Raw genomic sequence first — 14,753 nt, 5'->3', positions numbered from 1 at the left:
CCCTGTCACACCAGCTGCGGCCGCACCGCCCGCGCCCGGTCGAGCAGCGCCGGCAGCACCTTCTCCAGCATGTCCGCCCTGGTCAGGTGCTCGACGCTGGAGCCGACGTTGAGCGCGGCGACCGGTGTCCCGTCCCAGCGCAGCAGGGGCACGGCGATCGAGTGGAAGCCAGCCTCCACCGCGTTCGCGACGTAGGCGAAGCCCTGCTTCCCGACCTCCGCCAATACCTCCCTGATCGCGGCGCCATCGGGGTCGCCCGAACAGTGCTCGGCACAGTGATCGGCGAGGTGCGCACGCAGCTCGTCCTCGCCGAGCCCGGCCAGCAGCACCTGCCCCAGCGCCGACCGGGTCGCCGGCACGGTGAAGCCGACCCCCTGCCCGATCGCGAGCGGTTGGCGCGGCACCGCCCGCACGATCATCATCGCGGTCGCGCCGTCCAGCACCGCCACCGTGCACGATGCCCCGAACCCGGCCGATACCTCGTCGCACAACGGCTGGAGGACGTGGCTCACCGGGTTCGTCGACAGGTACGCCGAGGCCAGGGTCAGGACCTTGGGCGCAAGGCGGTAGGCGCGCTCCTCGGTGACGACGTAGCCGAGGTGGACAAGCGTCAGCAGCGCCCTGCGCACGGTCGCCCGCGGCAGGTCGAGCTTGCGCGCGAGCTGCGACTGGGTCATCCGCTCCTCCGCCCGCTCGAACGCGGTGAGCACGAGCAGGCCGCGTTCCAGTGCCTCGGAGTAGTCGCCGCGGCTGTCCCCGTCCAGCTCCCTGCTCGCGCGGCGGGCCTCGTCCCGCTCGTTCAGCTTCGCCACCTGCTTCCCCTGCCTTCCCCGCGTCTCAGAACAGATCGAAGTACTCGCGCTGCTCCCAGTCGGTCACGGCCTGCTCGAACCGGGCGATCTCGGCCCGCTTGAGCGCCGCGTAGTAGTGCACGAACCGGGCACCCAACGCCCGGGCCATCCCGGCGTCCGCTTCGAGCGCGGCGACGGCCTCGGCGAGGTTCGCCGGCAGCCTGCCCGCCTCAGCGGTGTACGGATCGTCGGCGGACGGGCCGGGGTCCAGCCCGCGCTCGATGCCCTCCAGTCCGGAATGCAGCTGCGAGGCCATGTAGAGGTACGGGTTCGCCGCCGACTCCCCCACCCGGTTCTCGATGTGCGTCGAGCCGTCGACGGCCGACCCGACCAGCCGGATCATCGCGCCGCGGTTGTCGCGGGCCCACGCGATCCGGTCGGGCGCCATCGAGTACGGCTGGAACCGCTTGTAACCGTTGATCGTCGGGTTGGCGAAGACACATGCCGCTGCGGCGTGCGCCAGCTGACCGGCGACGAACCGCGCGCCGGTCGGCGAGATCGGGCCGTCGCCGTCGGAGGGCACGAACAGGTTGCGTCCCGTGGCGCCGTCGAGCAGCGTCTGGTGCAGGTGCCACCCGCTCGACCTGCTTTCGGGCACCTGCGGCCGGCACATGAACGTCGCGTGGTAGCCGCTGCGCCGCGCGACCTGCTTGATCGTGCTGCGCAGCAGGACCATCGCGTCGGCCGAGCGCAGCCCGACGGTGGGGTCGAGCGTCACTTCGAGCTGGTTGGCGCCGTACTCGACCTCGATGCTGCGCAGCTCGATGCCCATCCGCCCCAGCACGTCGCGGAACCGCGACATCGCGGGCTCCACCTCGTCGCCGCGGTCCTCGGCGAGCAGCTGGTTGCCGTAGTTGATCGGCTCGACCGGGGTCGGGAAGGTGCCGAGGCCGATCCCGTCGGCGTTCGGGGCATGGCCGGCCCTGCGGTAGAGGTGGAACTCGATCTCGAGGCCGGTCAGGTAGTCGAATCCGGCCGCGGTGGCCCGCTCGAGCGCGGTGCGCAGCACCCCACGGCTGCAGAACGGCACCTGCTCACCGTTCTGGAAGCGCAGGTCGCACACGACCCGCGCGGTGCCCTCCACCCACGGCACGGGGTGGAACGTCGTCGGATCGGGGACCATGACCAGATCGGACGCGCCGGCCAGCTCGGCCATCCCGACCCCGCCGTCGGCGTTGAACGCCGGGAACGCGGTCAGCCCCGAGGTGTCCTTCAGGACGAGCGTCGAGACGCACTTGATCCCGTTCGCGAAGGCTGCCGGCAGCGCCGTCGCCGGGACGGTCTTGCCACGCAGCAACCCGTGCTGGTCGACGAACGACAGGCGCACCGAGTGCACGTCATCCCGCTCGACCCGGGCGAGCACGTCGCGGCCGGCCGCCTGCTGCTCCTCGGTCCAGAGCCCGAACTTCTCGATGAAGCCCACGACGCCGCTCAATCCCGGCCGTAGGCGTCGGGCAGCTGCGAGCGGTCGGGCTCGACGGGCGAGCCGGGCACCCCGGCCGGCCCGGTGGCGAGCGCGGCCCGCAGGTCGGACGCCCATGGGCTGGCCTTTCGCAGGTCGGCGATCGACTCGGCCCAGTACGTCTCCCACTCCCCCGTCGGCCCGATGCCGTCGAGCGGGATCGGGCCGCGGCTCTCGACGTCGGCGGTGTCCATGAGGAGCGTGTCGGGGTGCCCGCCGGCCGCGACGGTGTCGATCGCCTTCAACGCCATCCGCCGGAAGGTGATGATCGCGCGGTCGGAGCGGCTGAGCCGTTCGCGGCTGCGGTCGTAGATGCGGCCCTGGCCCTCGACGGCCATCTGGTCGTGGACGTTGATGTCCTTCCCGAGGCCCGTGTAGGTCTGGGTGCGCTGCTCGTGGAAGTCGAAGAGGTAGTTGTTGGCGCGGTTCCGCACGGGCTTGTAGTCGGGCAGCGTGATGCCGTCGAGCCGCTGCGCGCGCATCGTCGCGCGGTCGACCGGAGCGTCGAGGCTGGTGAACATCGCGTACCAGTAGCAGGAGAAGTCGTCGATCGGGACGTGCCACTGCGTGATCGCGATCGTGGCGCTCATGGGGATCGTGATCCCGTGCGGGAACACCTGGTGGGTGATCCGGACGTGCGTCGACGACCCGTCGAGGCCGTCCTTGTCGAGCTTGCGCAGCGCGACGATGCGCTGCCCGTACTCGGTGCGGGCGTTGAGGATCTCCGGGCGGCCGTACTCGCGCAGGATCTTCGTCATCGGCAGGTCGGTGCCCAGCGACGCGCCGCGGAACTGCTTGCCGTAGCTGTCGCCGGTGTTGTCGTCCTCCTCGAACCGATGCAGGTACGAGGCGTGCGCGGGGTCGATGCCGACCTCCAGCGCCTGCAGCCAGTTGCAGTCGAGATAGCCCTTGAAGGCGAACGTGTAGGCGTCGGGCGCGGTGAAGCAGTCGAGCGCGGGCAGTTCGGGCGGCTCACCATCGCCGAGGTAGGCCCACACGATCCCGTTGCGCTCGACCACGGGGTACGAGCGGATGCGCACCTTCGCGCGCAGCTGGCTGTCCTCCGGCTCCGCCGGGGTGTCGAGGCAGTTGCCGGCCGTCCCGAACAGCCAGCCGTGGAAGTAGCAGCGCAGGCCGCCGTCCTCCAGCCGGCCGAGCGCGAGGTCGGCGCCGCGGTGCGCGCAGCGCCGGTCGATCAGGCCCAGCTCGCCGGCGTCGTTGCGGAACAGCACGAGGTCCTCACCGAGCAGGCGGACCGGGACGACCGGCCGTTCCGTCTCCAGCTCCTCGGTCAGTGCCGCGGGCTGCCAGTAGAGGCGCATCCAGTCGCCCGCGGGTGTGCCTGGTCCGGTCTCGGTGATCTTCCGGTTGTCCTCTGCGCGCATGACGGAGTCTCCTCGGCCGCTCTGCCGTGGTGTTCGATTAACGAACAAGTTGTCCGGATGCGGACAGCCTAAGGCCCGGCGATGTCAGTCGGCAAGGAGCTCGTCCGGCGGCGAACGGAAGCCCACTGGGGCGGCGGCGCGACACCCCGTCGAACTTCCCCACCGTTTTGTGCACTTGCGCGCTCTGCGGCCGCGCAGGTGCACAAAACGGTGGGGAGATTCGGCCTTCAGCCCGCTGCCGCCGTCGCGATCGCTTCCGCGACGGCGAACTGCGCCGCGCACTGCCCGCAGGTGCCGTGGCCGAACAGGTGTCTCAGACGGTCGGCGACGTCCTGCTGCCCGTCGCCGCGCGCGGTGTTCCAGAGCCGTTCGGCGAGACCGTCCAGGACGGCGGGCCGCAGCGGTATGCGGACGGCGGCGGGGTCGGTCACGTACTCCTCGACGGTGGTGAAGCGGCCGTCCTCCCCGATCACGATGTAGTTCTCGGTGCCGCACGTCGGACACGGTGCCTCGTACTCGCCATCGGCGAGCTTGTCCAGCTCGAGCCCCCAGACCGGCACCCCGTCGAAGGCCAGGGTGGCCTGCAGGAGGTAGATGTACGCCGCCGGATCGGCCGGGTCCGCGGCTCGCCGGCTCTCGGCGGTGAGGTAGGCGAGGTTCGCGATCTCCGCGGCGTAGCGCTGGCGGGCGTCGCTGCCGTCCCTGTCCGCTCCGGCGACGATGGCCGCCGCCAGGTTGAGGCCGAGGATGCGGTCGGCCGGGGGCCACCCCGCGATCGCCGACGTCAACGCGGGCAGCGACGCGAAGCTCGCGGAGTACACGTCGCCCTGGTGGCAGAGCCGCGACCACAGCTCCTCCCAGACCTCGGCCTCCGGATCCGGTTCGAGCCGTTGGAGCAACGCCGGAACGTCCTGCGCCGTCCCGTAGGCGTGACGGAGCCCGGACCAGTCGATCATGCGGTGAGCCGGTGCGTGGTCCCGCTGCTGCTCTGCACCCACGCGTCGGGCAGCTCGCGGGCCAGCGCGTGCTGCGCCCGCCACCCCGTGCAGTGGCCGGGGACGACGAGAGCGGGCGCAAACGCGGACAGCGCCGTGACGGTCGGCCCGATCACCGGCTCGAACGCCGGCCCGCTCAGGTGCAGACCGCCCAGCAGCGCGTGCAGCTCGTCGACACCGGTCAGCCGCTGCGCGTGCCGCACGATGTTCACCACGCCCGCGTGCCCGCAGCCGGTCAGGACGACGAGCCCGCGGCCGCGCACGTGCACGACGAGCGCCTGGTCGTCGAGCACCAGCGGGTCGTGCCGCCACTCGCCATCGACCCACTCCTGGTGCGGCGGCGGCATGCCGCGCTCGAAGTCGGTGGTGCGGTCCACCTCACCCGTCACCAGCACGCACCCGTCGACCAGCAGCGACGGCACACGCCGTTCGAGCACCTCGAAGCCCTCGCCCACCAGCGCGCGCTTGCTCAGCGTCGGCAGCATCTCGGGATCCTGCCCGGGGACGGCGAACCGGCGGCGCGTCCACGCGAGCGGGTGCACGACCATCGGCATCCGCCGCGGCCCGACCCGTTCCGCCAGCCCGGCCAGCCCGCCGGCGTGGTCGAAGTGGCCGTGGCTGAGCACCACACCCTGCAGCGCGGCCAGGTCGAGGCCGAGCCGGTCGGCGTTGGTGAGCATCGCGTCGGGCGAGAGCCCGGTGTCGAAGAGCAGCGTTGTGGTCGAGTCGCCCCTGCGCACCGTGACGAGCGCCGCGAACCCGTGCTCCGCGACCATACCGACCTTGGTGCGCCCCTCCTCGAACTGCGGCGCGATCGTCGACGCGCCCGCGATCTCCGCGCGCACGGTCCGCTCGTCGTTCGGCAGCAACGCGTCGTAGACGTTGTCGACGAGCGTCGTGATCAGCACCTCGTCGACCGGCTCCAGGGCGATCGGATCGACGGCGGGGCCCGGCGCGGGCCGCGGAGCGGAAACAGCGACATCACCCGCGTCGGTGCCACACATGCGGCACACCGTAGCGCCGAACCTCGCCTCGCCGAGCTGGCGATGCGGGGTCAGGCGCCGATCGCCGCGCCGGCCCTGTGCGCGACGATCACCGACGGGCGGACGAGGTGACCGGGGCCGTCGGGCCAGGTCGACGCCGGCTTCTCGACAGTGGCGCCGTCCTTCTCCCCCGGGTGCTGCACGGCGACGAACACCCGGTCCTTCTGCACGATCGGGCCGCACGTCTCCGCGCCCGACGGGACGGTGAGGAACTGCTTCACCTGCCCGCGCTGCGGCCCCTCGACCGCGACGCCGAACAGGCCGTCGTTGGACTTCAGCGCGTTGCCGTCGGTGGCGATCCACAGGTTGCCGTGCTCGTCGAACGCGAGGTTGTCGGGGCACGAGATGGGGCTGACCTGGTCCTTGGGGAAGCCGGCGAAGTACGTGCTGGCGTCGGCGGGGTCGCCGCAGACGAGGAACAGCCGCCACGTGAACGTCTCGGCCGAGGAGTCGTTGCGGTCATCGGTCAGTTCCAGCACCTGGCCGTGCTTGTTGCCCTTGCGCGGGTTCGCCTCGTCGACACCGGCCTTGCCGTCGGCGCCGCGGTCGGAGTTGTTGGTGAGCGCGACGTAGACGACCCCCGACTTCGGGTGCGGCTCGACGTCCTCGGGGCGGTCCATCTTCGTGGCGCCGACCTTGTCGGCGGCCTCGCGCGTGAAGACGTAGACCTCGGCGGCCGTCATCCCGGGGACGATCGACTCGGCGCCCCGCGCCAGCGGGATCCACTTGCCGGAACCGTCGAAGTTGCCGTCCGCGGGCACCTTGCCGGAGCCGTCGATCTCGGCGGCGGGACTGTTGCCGGTGAACGCGGCGACGTAGAGGGTGCCGTTGTCGAGCAGGCCGAGGTTGTGCTCGCGGACGTCCGGTGCGTCGCCCTGGCGGTACGCGTCGGTCGAGACGAACTTGTAGAGGTAGTCGAAGCGCTCGTCGTCGCCCATGTAGAGCGCGACGCGCCCGTCCGGGGTCAGCCGCGGCTCGGCCGCCTCGTGCTTGAACCGGCCGAGCGCGGTGCGCTTGCGCGGGACGAAGGTGGGGTCGCGCGGGTCGAGCTCGACGACCCAGCCGAACCGGTTGACCTCGTTGGGGTCCTTCGCGACGTCGAAGCGGGCGTCGAAGCGCTCCCACTTGCGCTCGCTCGCGCCCGCGGCGAAGCCGTAGCGCTTCAGCCGTGCGGCGGCCGCCGGTTCGGTGATGCCGTCGGCGTTGCCGAAGTACTGGTTGAAGTTCTCCTCGCCCGACAGCACCGTGCCCCAGGGCGTGACACCGCCACCGCAGTTGTTCAGCGTGCCGAACACGGTCGTGCCGGTCGGGTCGGCAGCGGTCTTCAGGAAGTCGGAGCCGGCCGCGGGGCCGGTGATCTGGAACGCCGTCGCACCGGTGATCCGGCGGTTGAGGTCGTGCCCTGCTGCCACCTTGACCGATGCGCCGTTCTTGTCGAAGACGACGACGGAGAGCCCGTGCGCGGCGAGCGCGATCTCGAACTGCTCCTTGGTCGGGTTCGCCTTGTCGTAAGCGGCGAACATGAGCACCTCGTCGGTGTACTCGTGGTTGGACACCATGATCAGCTGGTTGGGGTTGAGGTCCTGCATCGCGAGGTAGTCGCAGTTGTAGCCGAACTGCAGCGCCTGCGCCGCGCCCGATTGGGCGCCCGCGTCGAACGCCGGGCCGCCCTTGACGATCGGCTCGCCCCAGCGCACCACGACCTCGTGCTGGTAGCCGTCGGCGACGGTCACGGCGTCGGCGGTGTTCGGGGCGACCGGCGTGAAGCGCAGGCCGGGCGCCGCCTCCGGCGGAACGGGTGCGGGCCCACCGGGCGCCGGTCCGGCAGGTGCGGGCGGCGCCGGCGTGCAGGCCGCGAGCGCCCCACCGGTCGCCCCGACCAGCCCGACGACGGCGGCCGCGCGCAGGATCGAGCGCCGTGAGACAGCGGCGCTCACGATGTCGCCGAGGTAGGGGTTGTCGCTCGTGTTCGGCGCCGGGTGCGCGCACGCGCTGCCGCACCGGTACCGGCAGGTCATCGCGGAGCGCCCGCCCGGGTGGGACAGGAGCGGGAGCGCCCGCAGCAGGCGGCGCGACGGGTGGTCGTTCGAAGGCATCGTGGCTCCGTGGTGGCGATCAGTTCGAGAGTCGCCAGAACGCTATGGGCGAGCGGGAGCCGCTCGTTGACGCGCCGGTGAACGAAAGGACAACCCTTTGCCGGCTGGAGTGCGGCCGATCAGCCGAACGCTGCGCGGAACCGGTCGCCGAGCCCGTCGAGCCGTTCCACCGGCTCGTTCGCGTAGACGAGGCGGAAATGGTGATCACCGCTCGGGCCCCAGCCCGACATCGGCGTCGCCGCGACCTTGCCGCGGTCGAGCAGCCGCGCGCACGCCGCGGCCGGCGGGAGGCCGAGCGGGCGGGTGTCGACCAGCACCGACCAGCCGCCGTCCGGGCGGATCACCGGGTAGCCGCGCAGCTGGTCCAGCACGCGGTCGCGCCGCTGCTGCCAGACCGCGATGGCGCGGGCGACGTCGTCGGCCGCATCCGGGGCGTCGAGCGCGGCGGCGACCGCGGCCTGCGCGATCCCGACCTGGCAGACGACGTTCGTGAGGCCGACGAGCCGGACGTCGGCCAGGATCGGCGCCGGCCCGACCACCCAGCCGACCCGCCAGCCGATCATGCGCAGCTCCTTCGACGCGGAGCCGATGGTGATGGTCCGATCGGCGAGGCCGGCGTGAGCAGCAGGGTGGTCGGGTGCCACGCCGTCGAAGCGGATCCGTTCCATCGCGGCGTCGTAGAGGAGCCAGGCGTCGTGCCGTTCGAGCGCCCCGGCCAGCGCCGTCCAGTGCTCGGCGCCGAGCACGAGACCGCTCGGCATGACCGGGCTCATCATCAGCACCGCCGCGGTGTTCGGGCCGACCGCGGCGGCGAGCAGATCCGGATCGACGGCCCAGCCGGCCGGCGTGGCCGCGCACGGGACGTGGCGCGGGACCCCACCGGCCAGCAGCACACGGTTGACCAGCCCGGCGTAGATCGGGTCGCACAGCACCACCTCCTGGCCCGGTTCGACAGTCGCGAGGAGCGTGTTGAGCACGCCGTTGAGCCCGCCGGCGACGCTGACGCACTCGGTGTCGGGGTCGTACGACCGGCCCGCGATCCGGCCGACGTGCGCCGCGGCGGCCGCCCGCAGGGCGCGGCTGCCCTGGAACGGCAGGTAGCTGTTGGCGGCGTCCTCGTCGATCTGGGCGCGGGTCATGTCGAGCGCGACCTGCGGCGGGCGCAGGTCGGTGTCGAGGTTCTCCATCCGGAGCGTCTCGGGATCGCCCGCCGCGTCGGCGGCGTCACCGACGACGTCGACGCCGATGCCGGGGATGCCGCGCAAGCGTGTGACGGTCACAGTTCCGAGCTCCTTCAGCATAGTGGTACGCAATCTCACTATGCTGGTACGCATGGGGCATGCGCAACTGGTCGGCCGCAACGTCAACCGGCTCCGGACCGCCGCCGGCCGATCGCTCGCCGACCTCGCCGAGGCCGGCGGGATCAGCAAGACGACCCTGCACGGCATCGAGCTCGGCACCGGCAACCCGACGCTGAGCACGCTCTACGCGCTGGCCACGGCCTTGCGAGTACCACTGGGGGCGTTGCTCGAACCGGTCGGGCCGACCGTCGAGGTCGTGCGGGCCGCCGACGGGCCGCGGGTCGACGGCGACGCCGTCCACGCGCGCCTGCTGCACCGCATCCGGGTCGCGGGGACGATCGAGGTCTACGACATGAGCGTCGACCACACGCAGCAGCGGTCGGCCGCCCACCTCGACCGGACGCAGGAGTGCATCGTCGTCGTCGACGGCTCCGTCACGACCGGGCCGGCCGATACCGCCGTCGAACTGGCCGCGGGCGATTCGATGCGCTTCGACGCGGCCGTCCCGCACTTCTATGAGGGCGGGCCGGACGGCGGGCGCGCCGTGCTGGTCATGATCCACCCGGATTAGGTCCGTACCTTCCGCACGCGAGGGCAGGAAAGCCACTTTCCGGCCCTCACAGGGCAGGAAAGTGGCTTTCCTGCCCTCCTCCTAACACATCCTCGACGTCGGGTGGCAGGAACACGCCGGGCACGGCCGGCGCCATTCGACCGGCGTGTTGTCCGCGGGATTCCGCTTGCAGTAGCAGTAGATCTCGTCGCGCAGCACTCGAGCATCGGCGGCCGCACGCGGCACCATCCGGCCGAGAATGCCGTCGGCGACCTTTTCCATGAATCCGAACACAAAAACCCCCTAACGATCAGACAAGGCGTCTGATCACTCCGTGTAGCGTGGTCCGGCGAGGGGGCGGTGTCAAGATCGGTCGCGGCCGCGGAGACGTCGCCTTCCGGCGCTATCCGTTCCGCGACACGACGACGACCGGCCCACGGCGTCGGATCGACCCACGCGAGCCGCGCGCAGGCCCGTGGCCGGGGCGAGCTGCGACCGTGGCGGGGTACATGAAGCGACAACGATCCTGACGCATGGCGGCTAGCCCTCGCGGTGACACCCTATGCACGCTTTCTCCAGTCGACACCCACACATCGGCTGGAGGAGGACGATGAGCACCCTGCGTGAGGCCTTCTGCCTCGATGCGCCCGCCGGCACCGACCTGCGTGTCGTCTACGCGGCGTTCCGGTCGGCGAAGGCCGACATGGTGCTGGACGCCGCCACGATCGACGCCTACACCACAACCGGACCGGGCGGATCGGCTCGGCTCGTCGTCGGCGGGGACACCCTGGCCGGCACCGCGGTGCCGCTGGCGATCCTGCTCGCGGAGTTCGGGCACGGCCACGTGGCGATCGCAACGGACTGGGCCGAGATCGGCGTCCGGTGGACGGTGCTGGCCGCGACCGCGGGCGGCAGCCGCACCGTGCAGCGCACGACGTTGCTCGGGGTCGACCACTCCGACACCAGCGCGGTCGAGCGGGAGATCGACGAGCACTGGGACGGCGTCGACCCGCGCACCCGCGACGTGCGCGGCCCCGCCGCGGCGGCCGCCGTCGCCGAGCTCTACAGAGTCGACGCGCGCGAGTACGCCGCGACCGACGGCTCGGCCGAGCGCGGGTTCGTCCGCAGGCGAGCCGCGGGCGGCACGCCGTTCCCCTGGTGGCGGGCGCTGCGCCTGCCACCGCGGCCCCGCGCGTTCACGGCGAGCCGGCACCGGGAGACCCACGTCATCGCCGGGTGACGCGCCCGATCACCTCGTCGGTGAACTCCTTCGTCGTCGCGCTGCCGCCGAGGTCCCGGGTGCGCACGGGCGTGCCGGCCAGCACCTGCGAGAAAGCGTCGACGACCTCGGCCGCAGCCTCGGCGTGGCCGAGGTGCTCGAGCATCATCGCCGCCGACCAGAGCATGCCGACGGGGTTGGCGATGCCCTTGCCCGCGATGTCCGGGGCGGAGCCGTGCACCGGCTCGAACATCGAAGGGAACTCGCGTTCGGGGTTGAGGTTCGCCGCGGGCGCGACCCCGATCGAGCCCGCGACGGCCGCCGCGAGGTCGCTGAGGATGTCGCCGAACAGGTTGGACGCGACGATGACGTCGAACCGGCCGGGGTCGAGCACGAGCTTGGCCGCCAGCGCGTCGATGTGCTCCTGGCGCCAGGCGACGGCCGGGTGGTGTGCGGCGCGCGCGGCCACCCGTTCGTCCCAGAACGGCATCGTGTGGATGATCCCGTTCGACTTCGTCGCCGAGACCAGCTCGCCGCGCCGCTCCCCGGCGAGCGTGAACGCGTAGTCGAGGACCCGGTCGACGCCCGCGCGGGTGAACACCGACTCCTGCACGGCCATCTCGTCCGGGAACCCCCGGTTGAGCCGGCCGCCGATCTCGGAGTACTCGCCCTCGACGTTCTCCCTGACCACCACCAGGTCCACCTCGGGCGCCCCGGCGAGCGGGCCGGGAACGCCGTCGAGGATCCGGATCGGGCGGAGGTTGACGTACTGGCGGAACTGGCGCCGGATCGGGATCAGCAACCCCCACAGCGACACGTGGTCGGGCACGCCCGTCCAGCCCACCGCGCCGAGCAGGATCGCGTCGTGGTGGCGGATCCGGTCGAGCCCGTCGGCCGGCATCATCGCGCCCTCCGCGACGTACCGCTCGCACGACCAGTCGAGCTCGTCGTAGGTGAACACGATGTCGTGCCGAGCACCGACGACGTCCAGCACCGCGCAGGCGGCGGGCAGGACCTCGGTGCCGATGCCGTCGCCGGGGATGAGGGCAATGCGGTGGGTCGTGGTCATGCCCGCCAGTCAAGACGGCCCATCGCCACCTGTCCAAGACAGGCTCGTCGACCGGGCGATAGGAAGAAGCTATCAGCGCTCGCCCGCCACCCGGAGGAACGCTTCGGCCGCGGGGCTCGCCCGTGATGCCGGGCCGACGAGCGACACGTGCAGCACCTCCTCCGTCGCCAGCGGGCGCACGACCAGGCCGGCCGAGCGGGCCAGCGGGGCCCAGGAGTCGGCGACGACCGCGACCCCCGCCCCCGCGAGCACCAGCGGCAACAACGCCTCGCGGTGCTCGATCTCGACGGCGATGCGGCTCGTCCCGTTCGTCGCGAGCACCGCGTCGGCGACCCGCCGCATGCCGGTGCCGCGCTGGCCGACGACGAGCCGCAGACCCGCGAGGTCTTCCGGCCGGACCGGTCCGTCCCCTTGCGGGAGATCCGCGGCGCTGCGAGCGACGACGACGAACGACTGCGTTTCCACCGGCTCCACCCGGAACCCGGGCTCGCGCAGCGGCCCGTTCGGCACCGCGACGAGCCCCAGCTCGGCCGTGCCGGCCCGCAGCGCGTCGCACACGTCGTCGGGCCGGGGAGCCGTGCTCACCCGGACCTCGACATCGGGGTAGCGCTCCAGGAACCGGCTGATCAGCCCGGACAGCGGGCTGACGGCCTGCGACGGCATCGACGCGACGTGCAGGCGACCGCCGCGCAGCCCGTCGACGGCCTCGACGGTCGCGCGGGCGACCTCCAGCGACCGCACCAGCTCGCGGGCGGGCTCGACCAGGGCGCGGCCGGCGGCGCTGAGCACGAGCTTGCGCCCGACCCGGTGGAAGAGCTCGCAGCCCAGCTCGCGCTCCAGCCTGCGCAGCGACTGGGAGACCGACGGCTGCGCGACGAACAGCTGCGCAGCCGCGCGGTGGACGCTGCCCGCGTCGATCACCGCGAGGAAGTACTGCATCTGCCTGATGTCCATGCCACCTCCGGCGTCGGAGCAGTTCGGAGCAGTACTGATAGGCCCTTCCTATCACGGGCCGCGTATTTCGGTCTTGGACACGGGCCGGGCGCGGGGTGGCAAATGGACCGCGCTCGTGAGGCCAGAGGTCGTCCGACGACAGGCCGTCCGATGACAGAAGGAGACGACGGTGTCCCACCAACTGCTGTTGCTGCTGACCACCGCGGTCGTGATCGCGGGCGTCGTCGTGCTGATCACCTGGGCGAAGGCGCCACCCGTCTTCGCCCTCATGATCGGCACGCTGGTGCTCGGCGTCACCACCGATGTGGGCTTCGCCGGCACCCCCGAGGCCGTCACCGCGGGGTTCGCGGACGTGCTGGGCGACATCGGCGTCCTGATCACGTTCGGGGTCGTGCTCGGGGCGCTGCTGACCGTCACCGACACCATGCAGCGGCTCGTCGAGGCCGTGCTGCGCGTCTTCGGGGAGCGCAGCGTCCCGTACGTCATCGCGGTGGCGCTGAGCTCGCTGTTCACGTCGATCTACTCGGACGTGCTGCTGGTGCTGTCCGCGCCGCTCGCCCGGCGGCTCGGCCCGCGGCTCGGCGTGCGCGGGATCGCGCTCATGGGCGGCGCGCTCACCGCGGGGATCGAGGTGGGGCTGGTCTTCGTCGCGCCCGGGGTGGCTGCCGTCGCGCTGGCCGGGCTGCTCGGCGTGCCACTGGGTCAGATGTTCCTGTTCGGCCTGCTCGTCGGGGTGCCGACCGCCGTGATCACCATGGTGCTGTTCCAGCTCGCGCTGCCCCGGCTGGTGCGCTGGGACCCCGAGCTCGACGAGTCGGCGCTGCCCGAGTCGGCGCTGCCCGAGTCGGCGCTGCCCGTCGACGAACCGGACGATCCGCAGCTGCGGGAAGGCACGGCAAACCTGCCGCTCGCGCTGGCCATCTCCCCCGTGCTCCTCGCGCTCGCGCTGATCGCGCTCGGGGCGCTGGCGGGCGGACTCGGCTGGGACGGTGCCGTGGTCGGGTTCCTCACCGACCCCGTGATCGCGATCTTCATCGGCGCGGGGTGGGCGTACGTCCTCGCGAGCCGGGTCCGCAGCGGCAGCGAGATCCGCGCGGCGATCGGGGTGGCGCTGACGTCGTGCGGGCCGATCCTCATCCTCTCCGGCATCAGCGGCTCGCTCGGCGCGGTCATCGAAGGATCGGGGCTCGCCGACGTGCTCTCCGTGGCGTTCTCCTCCGCGTTCCTGCCGCCGTTGCTGCTGGTCTGGCTGATCGCGGCGGTGCTGCACGTCGCGCTCGGCTCGATCTCCGTCGCCGCGATCACCGCCGCCGGCATCCTCGCCCCCATCGCGGGCGGCCTCGGCGTCCCGATCGTGCTGGTCGCGCTGGCCGCGGGCTCGGGGGCGCTCTTCCTCCCGCACGTCAGCAGCAACTTCTTCTGGATGTTCCAGTCGCTGCTCGGCCTGAGCACCCGCGGCACGTTCAAGACCCACACCGTCGCGATGTCGCTCGCGTCGGTCGTCTCGCTGCCCCTGATCCTCGTGCTCGGCGCCGCGCTCTGAGGTCCGCGCCACCACGCACCTGGAACTTCCCCACCGTTTTGCCAATCTGCACGAGCTTTGGGGTGTGCAAGTTGGCAAAACGATGGGGAAGTTGGGGGCTTCGCCGATGCAGGGGCGACGGTCAGCCCGGCAGACCGTGCTCGTCGTAGCCGAGGATCTCCTCAGCCGGCCGCTCGTCCAGCGTCGGGAGCACCGCCGCCTCGCGCTGGAACCGTCCGACCTGATCTGCCAGATCGGGGTGGTCCGCGTCCTCGGGACTGCCATCGAACGTCATGGGCCGAGTAT

General features: G+C 72.0%; 13 protein-coding genes. 3 read left to right on the top strand and 10 right to left on the bottom strand.

Annotated features, from left to right (window positions below):
- Positions 1-5: 5 nt before the first annotated feature.
- The 7 genes from LL648_RS32485 to LL648_RS32455 form a co-directional block, all read right to left on the bottom strand.
- Positions 6-812 (bottom strand): IclR family transcriptional regulator domain-containing protein, encoded by an 807-nt coding sequence (locus LL648_RS32485; RefSeq protein ID WP_232666622.1) that lies wholly within the window; start codon positions 810-812, stop codon positions 6-8.
- A 25-nt stretch (positions 813-837) separates the two neighbouring features.
- Positions 838-2,274, bottom strand: coding sequence for a glutamine synthetase family protein (locus LL648_RS32480; protein WP_232666621.1), 1,437 nt, complete (start codon positions 2,272-2,274; stop codon positions 838-840).
- 8 nt (positions 2,275-2,282) lie between these two features.
- On the bottom strand, positions 2,283-3,698 hold the full coding sequence (locus LL648_RS32475; protein WP_232666620.1) for an aromatic ring-hydroxylating dioxygenase subunit alpha: 1,416 nt from the start codon (positions 3,696-3,698) through the stop codon (positions 2,283-2,285).
- Between the two features lie 227 nt (positions 3,699-3,925).
- A complete protein-coding gene (locus tag LL648_RS32470) occupies positions 3,926-4,654 on the bottom strand; it encodes a hypothetical protein (protein ID WP_232666619.1) in 729 nt (242 codons plus the stop codon).
- A complete protein-coding gene (locus LL648_RS32465; protein WP_232666618.1) occupies positions 4,651-5,697 on the bottom strand; it encodes an MBL fold metallo-hydrolase in 1,047 nt (348 codons plus the stop codon). The genes LL648_RS32470 and LL648_RS32465 overlap by 4 nt, the downstream gene beginning before the upstream one ends.
- A gap of 50 nt (positions 5,698-5,747) precedes the next feature.
- Positions 5,748-7,832, bottom strand: coding sequence for a PhoX family protein (locus tag LL648_RS32460; protein WP_232666617.1), 2,085 nt, complete (start codon positions 7,830-7,832; stop codon positions 5,748-5,750).
- A 119-nt stretch (positions 7,833-7,951) separates the two neighbouring features.
- Positions 7,952-9,112, bottom strand: a complete 1,161-nt coding sequence (locus LL648_RS32455; RefSeq protein WP_232666616.1) for a pyridoxal phosphate-dependent aminotransferase — start codon at positions 9,110-9,112, stop codon at positions 7,952-7,954.
- Positions 9,113-9,164: 52 nt separating this feature from the next.
- Between LL648_RS32455 and LL648_RS32450 the strand changes: the two genes are divergently transcribed.
- Both LL648_RS32450 and LL648_RS32445 read left to right on the top strand, forming a co-directional pair.
- A complete protein-coding gene (locus LL648_RS32450) occupies positions 9,165-9,704 on the top strand; it encodes a helix-turn-helix domain-containing protein (RefSeq protein ID WP_232666615.1) in 540 nt (179 codons plus the stop codon).
- 589 nt (positions 9,705-10,293) lie between these two features.
- The gene (locus tag LL648_RS32445; protein WP_232666614.1) at positions 10,294-10,923 is read left to right on the top strand and encodes a hypothetical protein; all 630 of its coding nucleotides are present in this window, start codon (positions 10,294-10,296) and stop codon (positions 10,921-10,923) included.
- Here the strand turns inward: LL648_RS32445 and LL648_RS32440 are convergent.
- Positions 10,910-11,971 carry a tartrate dehydrogenase gene (locus LL648_RS32440; RefSeq protein WP_232666613.1) on the bottom strand — a complete coding sequence of 354 codons (1,062 nt, stop codon included), beginning with the start codon at positions 11,969-11,971 and terminating at the stop codon, positions 10,910-10,912. The two genes, LL648_RS32445 and LL648_RS32440, sit on opposite strands and share 14 nt — an antisense overlap.
- Before the next feature lie 72 nt (positions 11,972-12,043).
- On the bottom strand, positions 12,044-12,925 hold the full coding sequence (locus tag LL648_RS32435; RefSeq protein ID WP_232666612.1) for a LysR family transcriptional regulator: 882 nt from the start codon (positions 12,923-12,925) through the stop codon (positions 12,044-12,046).
- 169 nt (positions 12,926-13,094) lie between these two features.
- Between LL648_RS32435 and LL648_RS32430 the strand changes: the two genes are divergently transcribed.
- Positions 13,095-14,468: a GntP family permease gene (locus LL648_RS32430; protein ID WP_232666611.1), complete on the top strand. Its 1,374-nt coding sequence runs from the start codon at positions 13,095-13,097 to the stop codon at positions 14,466-14,468.
- A 121-nt stretch (positions 14,469-14,589) separates the two neighbouring features.
- Here the strand turns inward: LL648_RS32430 and LL648_RS32425 are convergent, their stop codons facing one another.
- Positions 14,590-14,742 carry a type II toxin-antitoxin system VapB family antitoxin gene (locus tag LL648_RS32425; protein ID WP_232666610.1) on the bottom strand — a complete coding sequence of 51 codons (153 nt, stop codon included), beginning with the start codon at positions 14,740-14,742 and terminating at the stop codon, positions 14,590-14,592.
- Positions 14,743-14,753: the final 11 nt, after the last annotated feature.

This window comes from Pseudonocardia sp. TRM90224 (assembly GCF_021245725.1).
In the GTDB taxonomy this organism is placed as follows: Bacteria; Actinomycetota; Actinomycetes; order Mycobacteriales; family Pseudonocardiaceae; genus Pseudonocardia.
This window is presented reverse-complemented; position numbering and strand designations above follow the sequence as displayed.

Bases quoted from the DNA above. Each gene is read 5' to 3' on its own strand.
- LL648_RS32475 (WP_232666620.1), bottom strand. From the start codon at position 3,698: ATGCGCGCAGAGGACAACCGGAAGATCACCGAGACCGGACCAGGCACA.
- LL648_RS32470 (WP_232666619.1), bottom strand. From the start codon at position 4,654: ATGATCGACTGGTCCGGGCTCCGTCACGCCTACGGGACGGCGCAGGAC.
- LL648_RS32465 (WP_232666618.1), bottom strand. From the start codon at position 5,697: ATGTGTGGCACCGACGCGGGTGATGTCGCTGTTTCCGCTCCGCGGCCC.
- LL648_RS32460 (WP_232666617.1), bottom strand. From the start codon at position 7,832: ATGCCTTCGAACGACCACCCGTCGCGCCGCCTGCTGCGGGCGCTCCCG.
- LL648_RS32450 (WP_232666615.1), top strand. From the start codon at position 9,165: ATGGGGCATGCGCAACTGGTCGGCCGCAACGTCAACCGGCTCCGGACC.
- LL648_RS32445 (WP_232666614.1), top strand. From the start codon at position 10,294: ATGAGCACCCTGCGTGAGGCCTTCTGCCTCGATGCGCCCGCCGGCACC.
- LL648_RS32440 (WP_232666613.1), bottom strand. From the start codon at position 11,971: ATGACCACGACCCACCGCATTGCCCTCATCCCCGGCGACGGCATCGGC.
- LL648_RS32435 (WP_232666612.1), bottom strand. From the start codon at position 12,925: ATGGACATCAGGCAGATGCAGTACTTCCTCGCGGTGATCGACGCGGGC.
- LL648_RS32425 (WP_232666610.1), bottom strand. From the start codon at position 14,742: ATGACGTTCGATGGCAGTCCCGAGGACGCGGACCACCCCGATCTGGCA.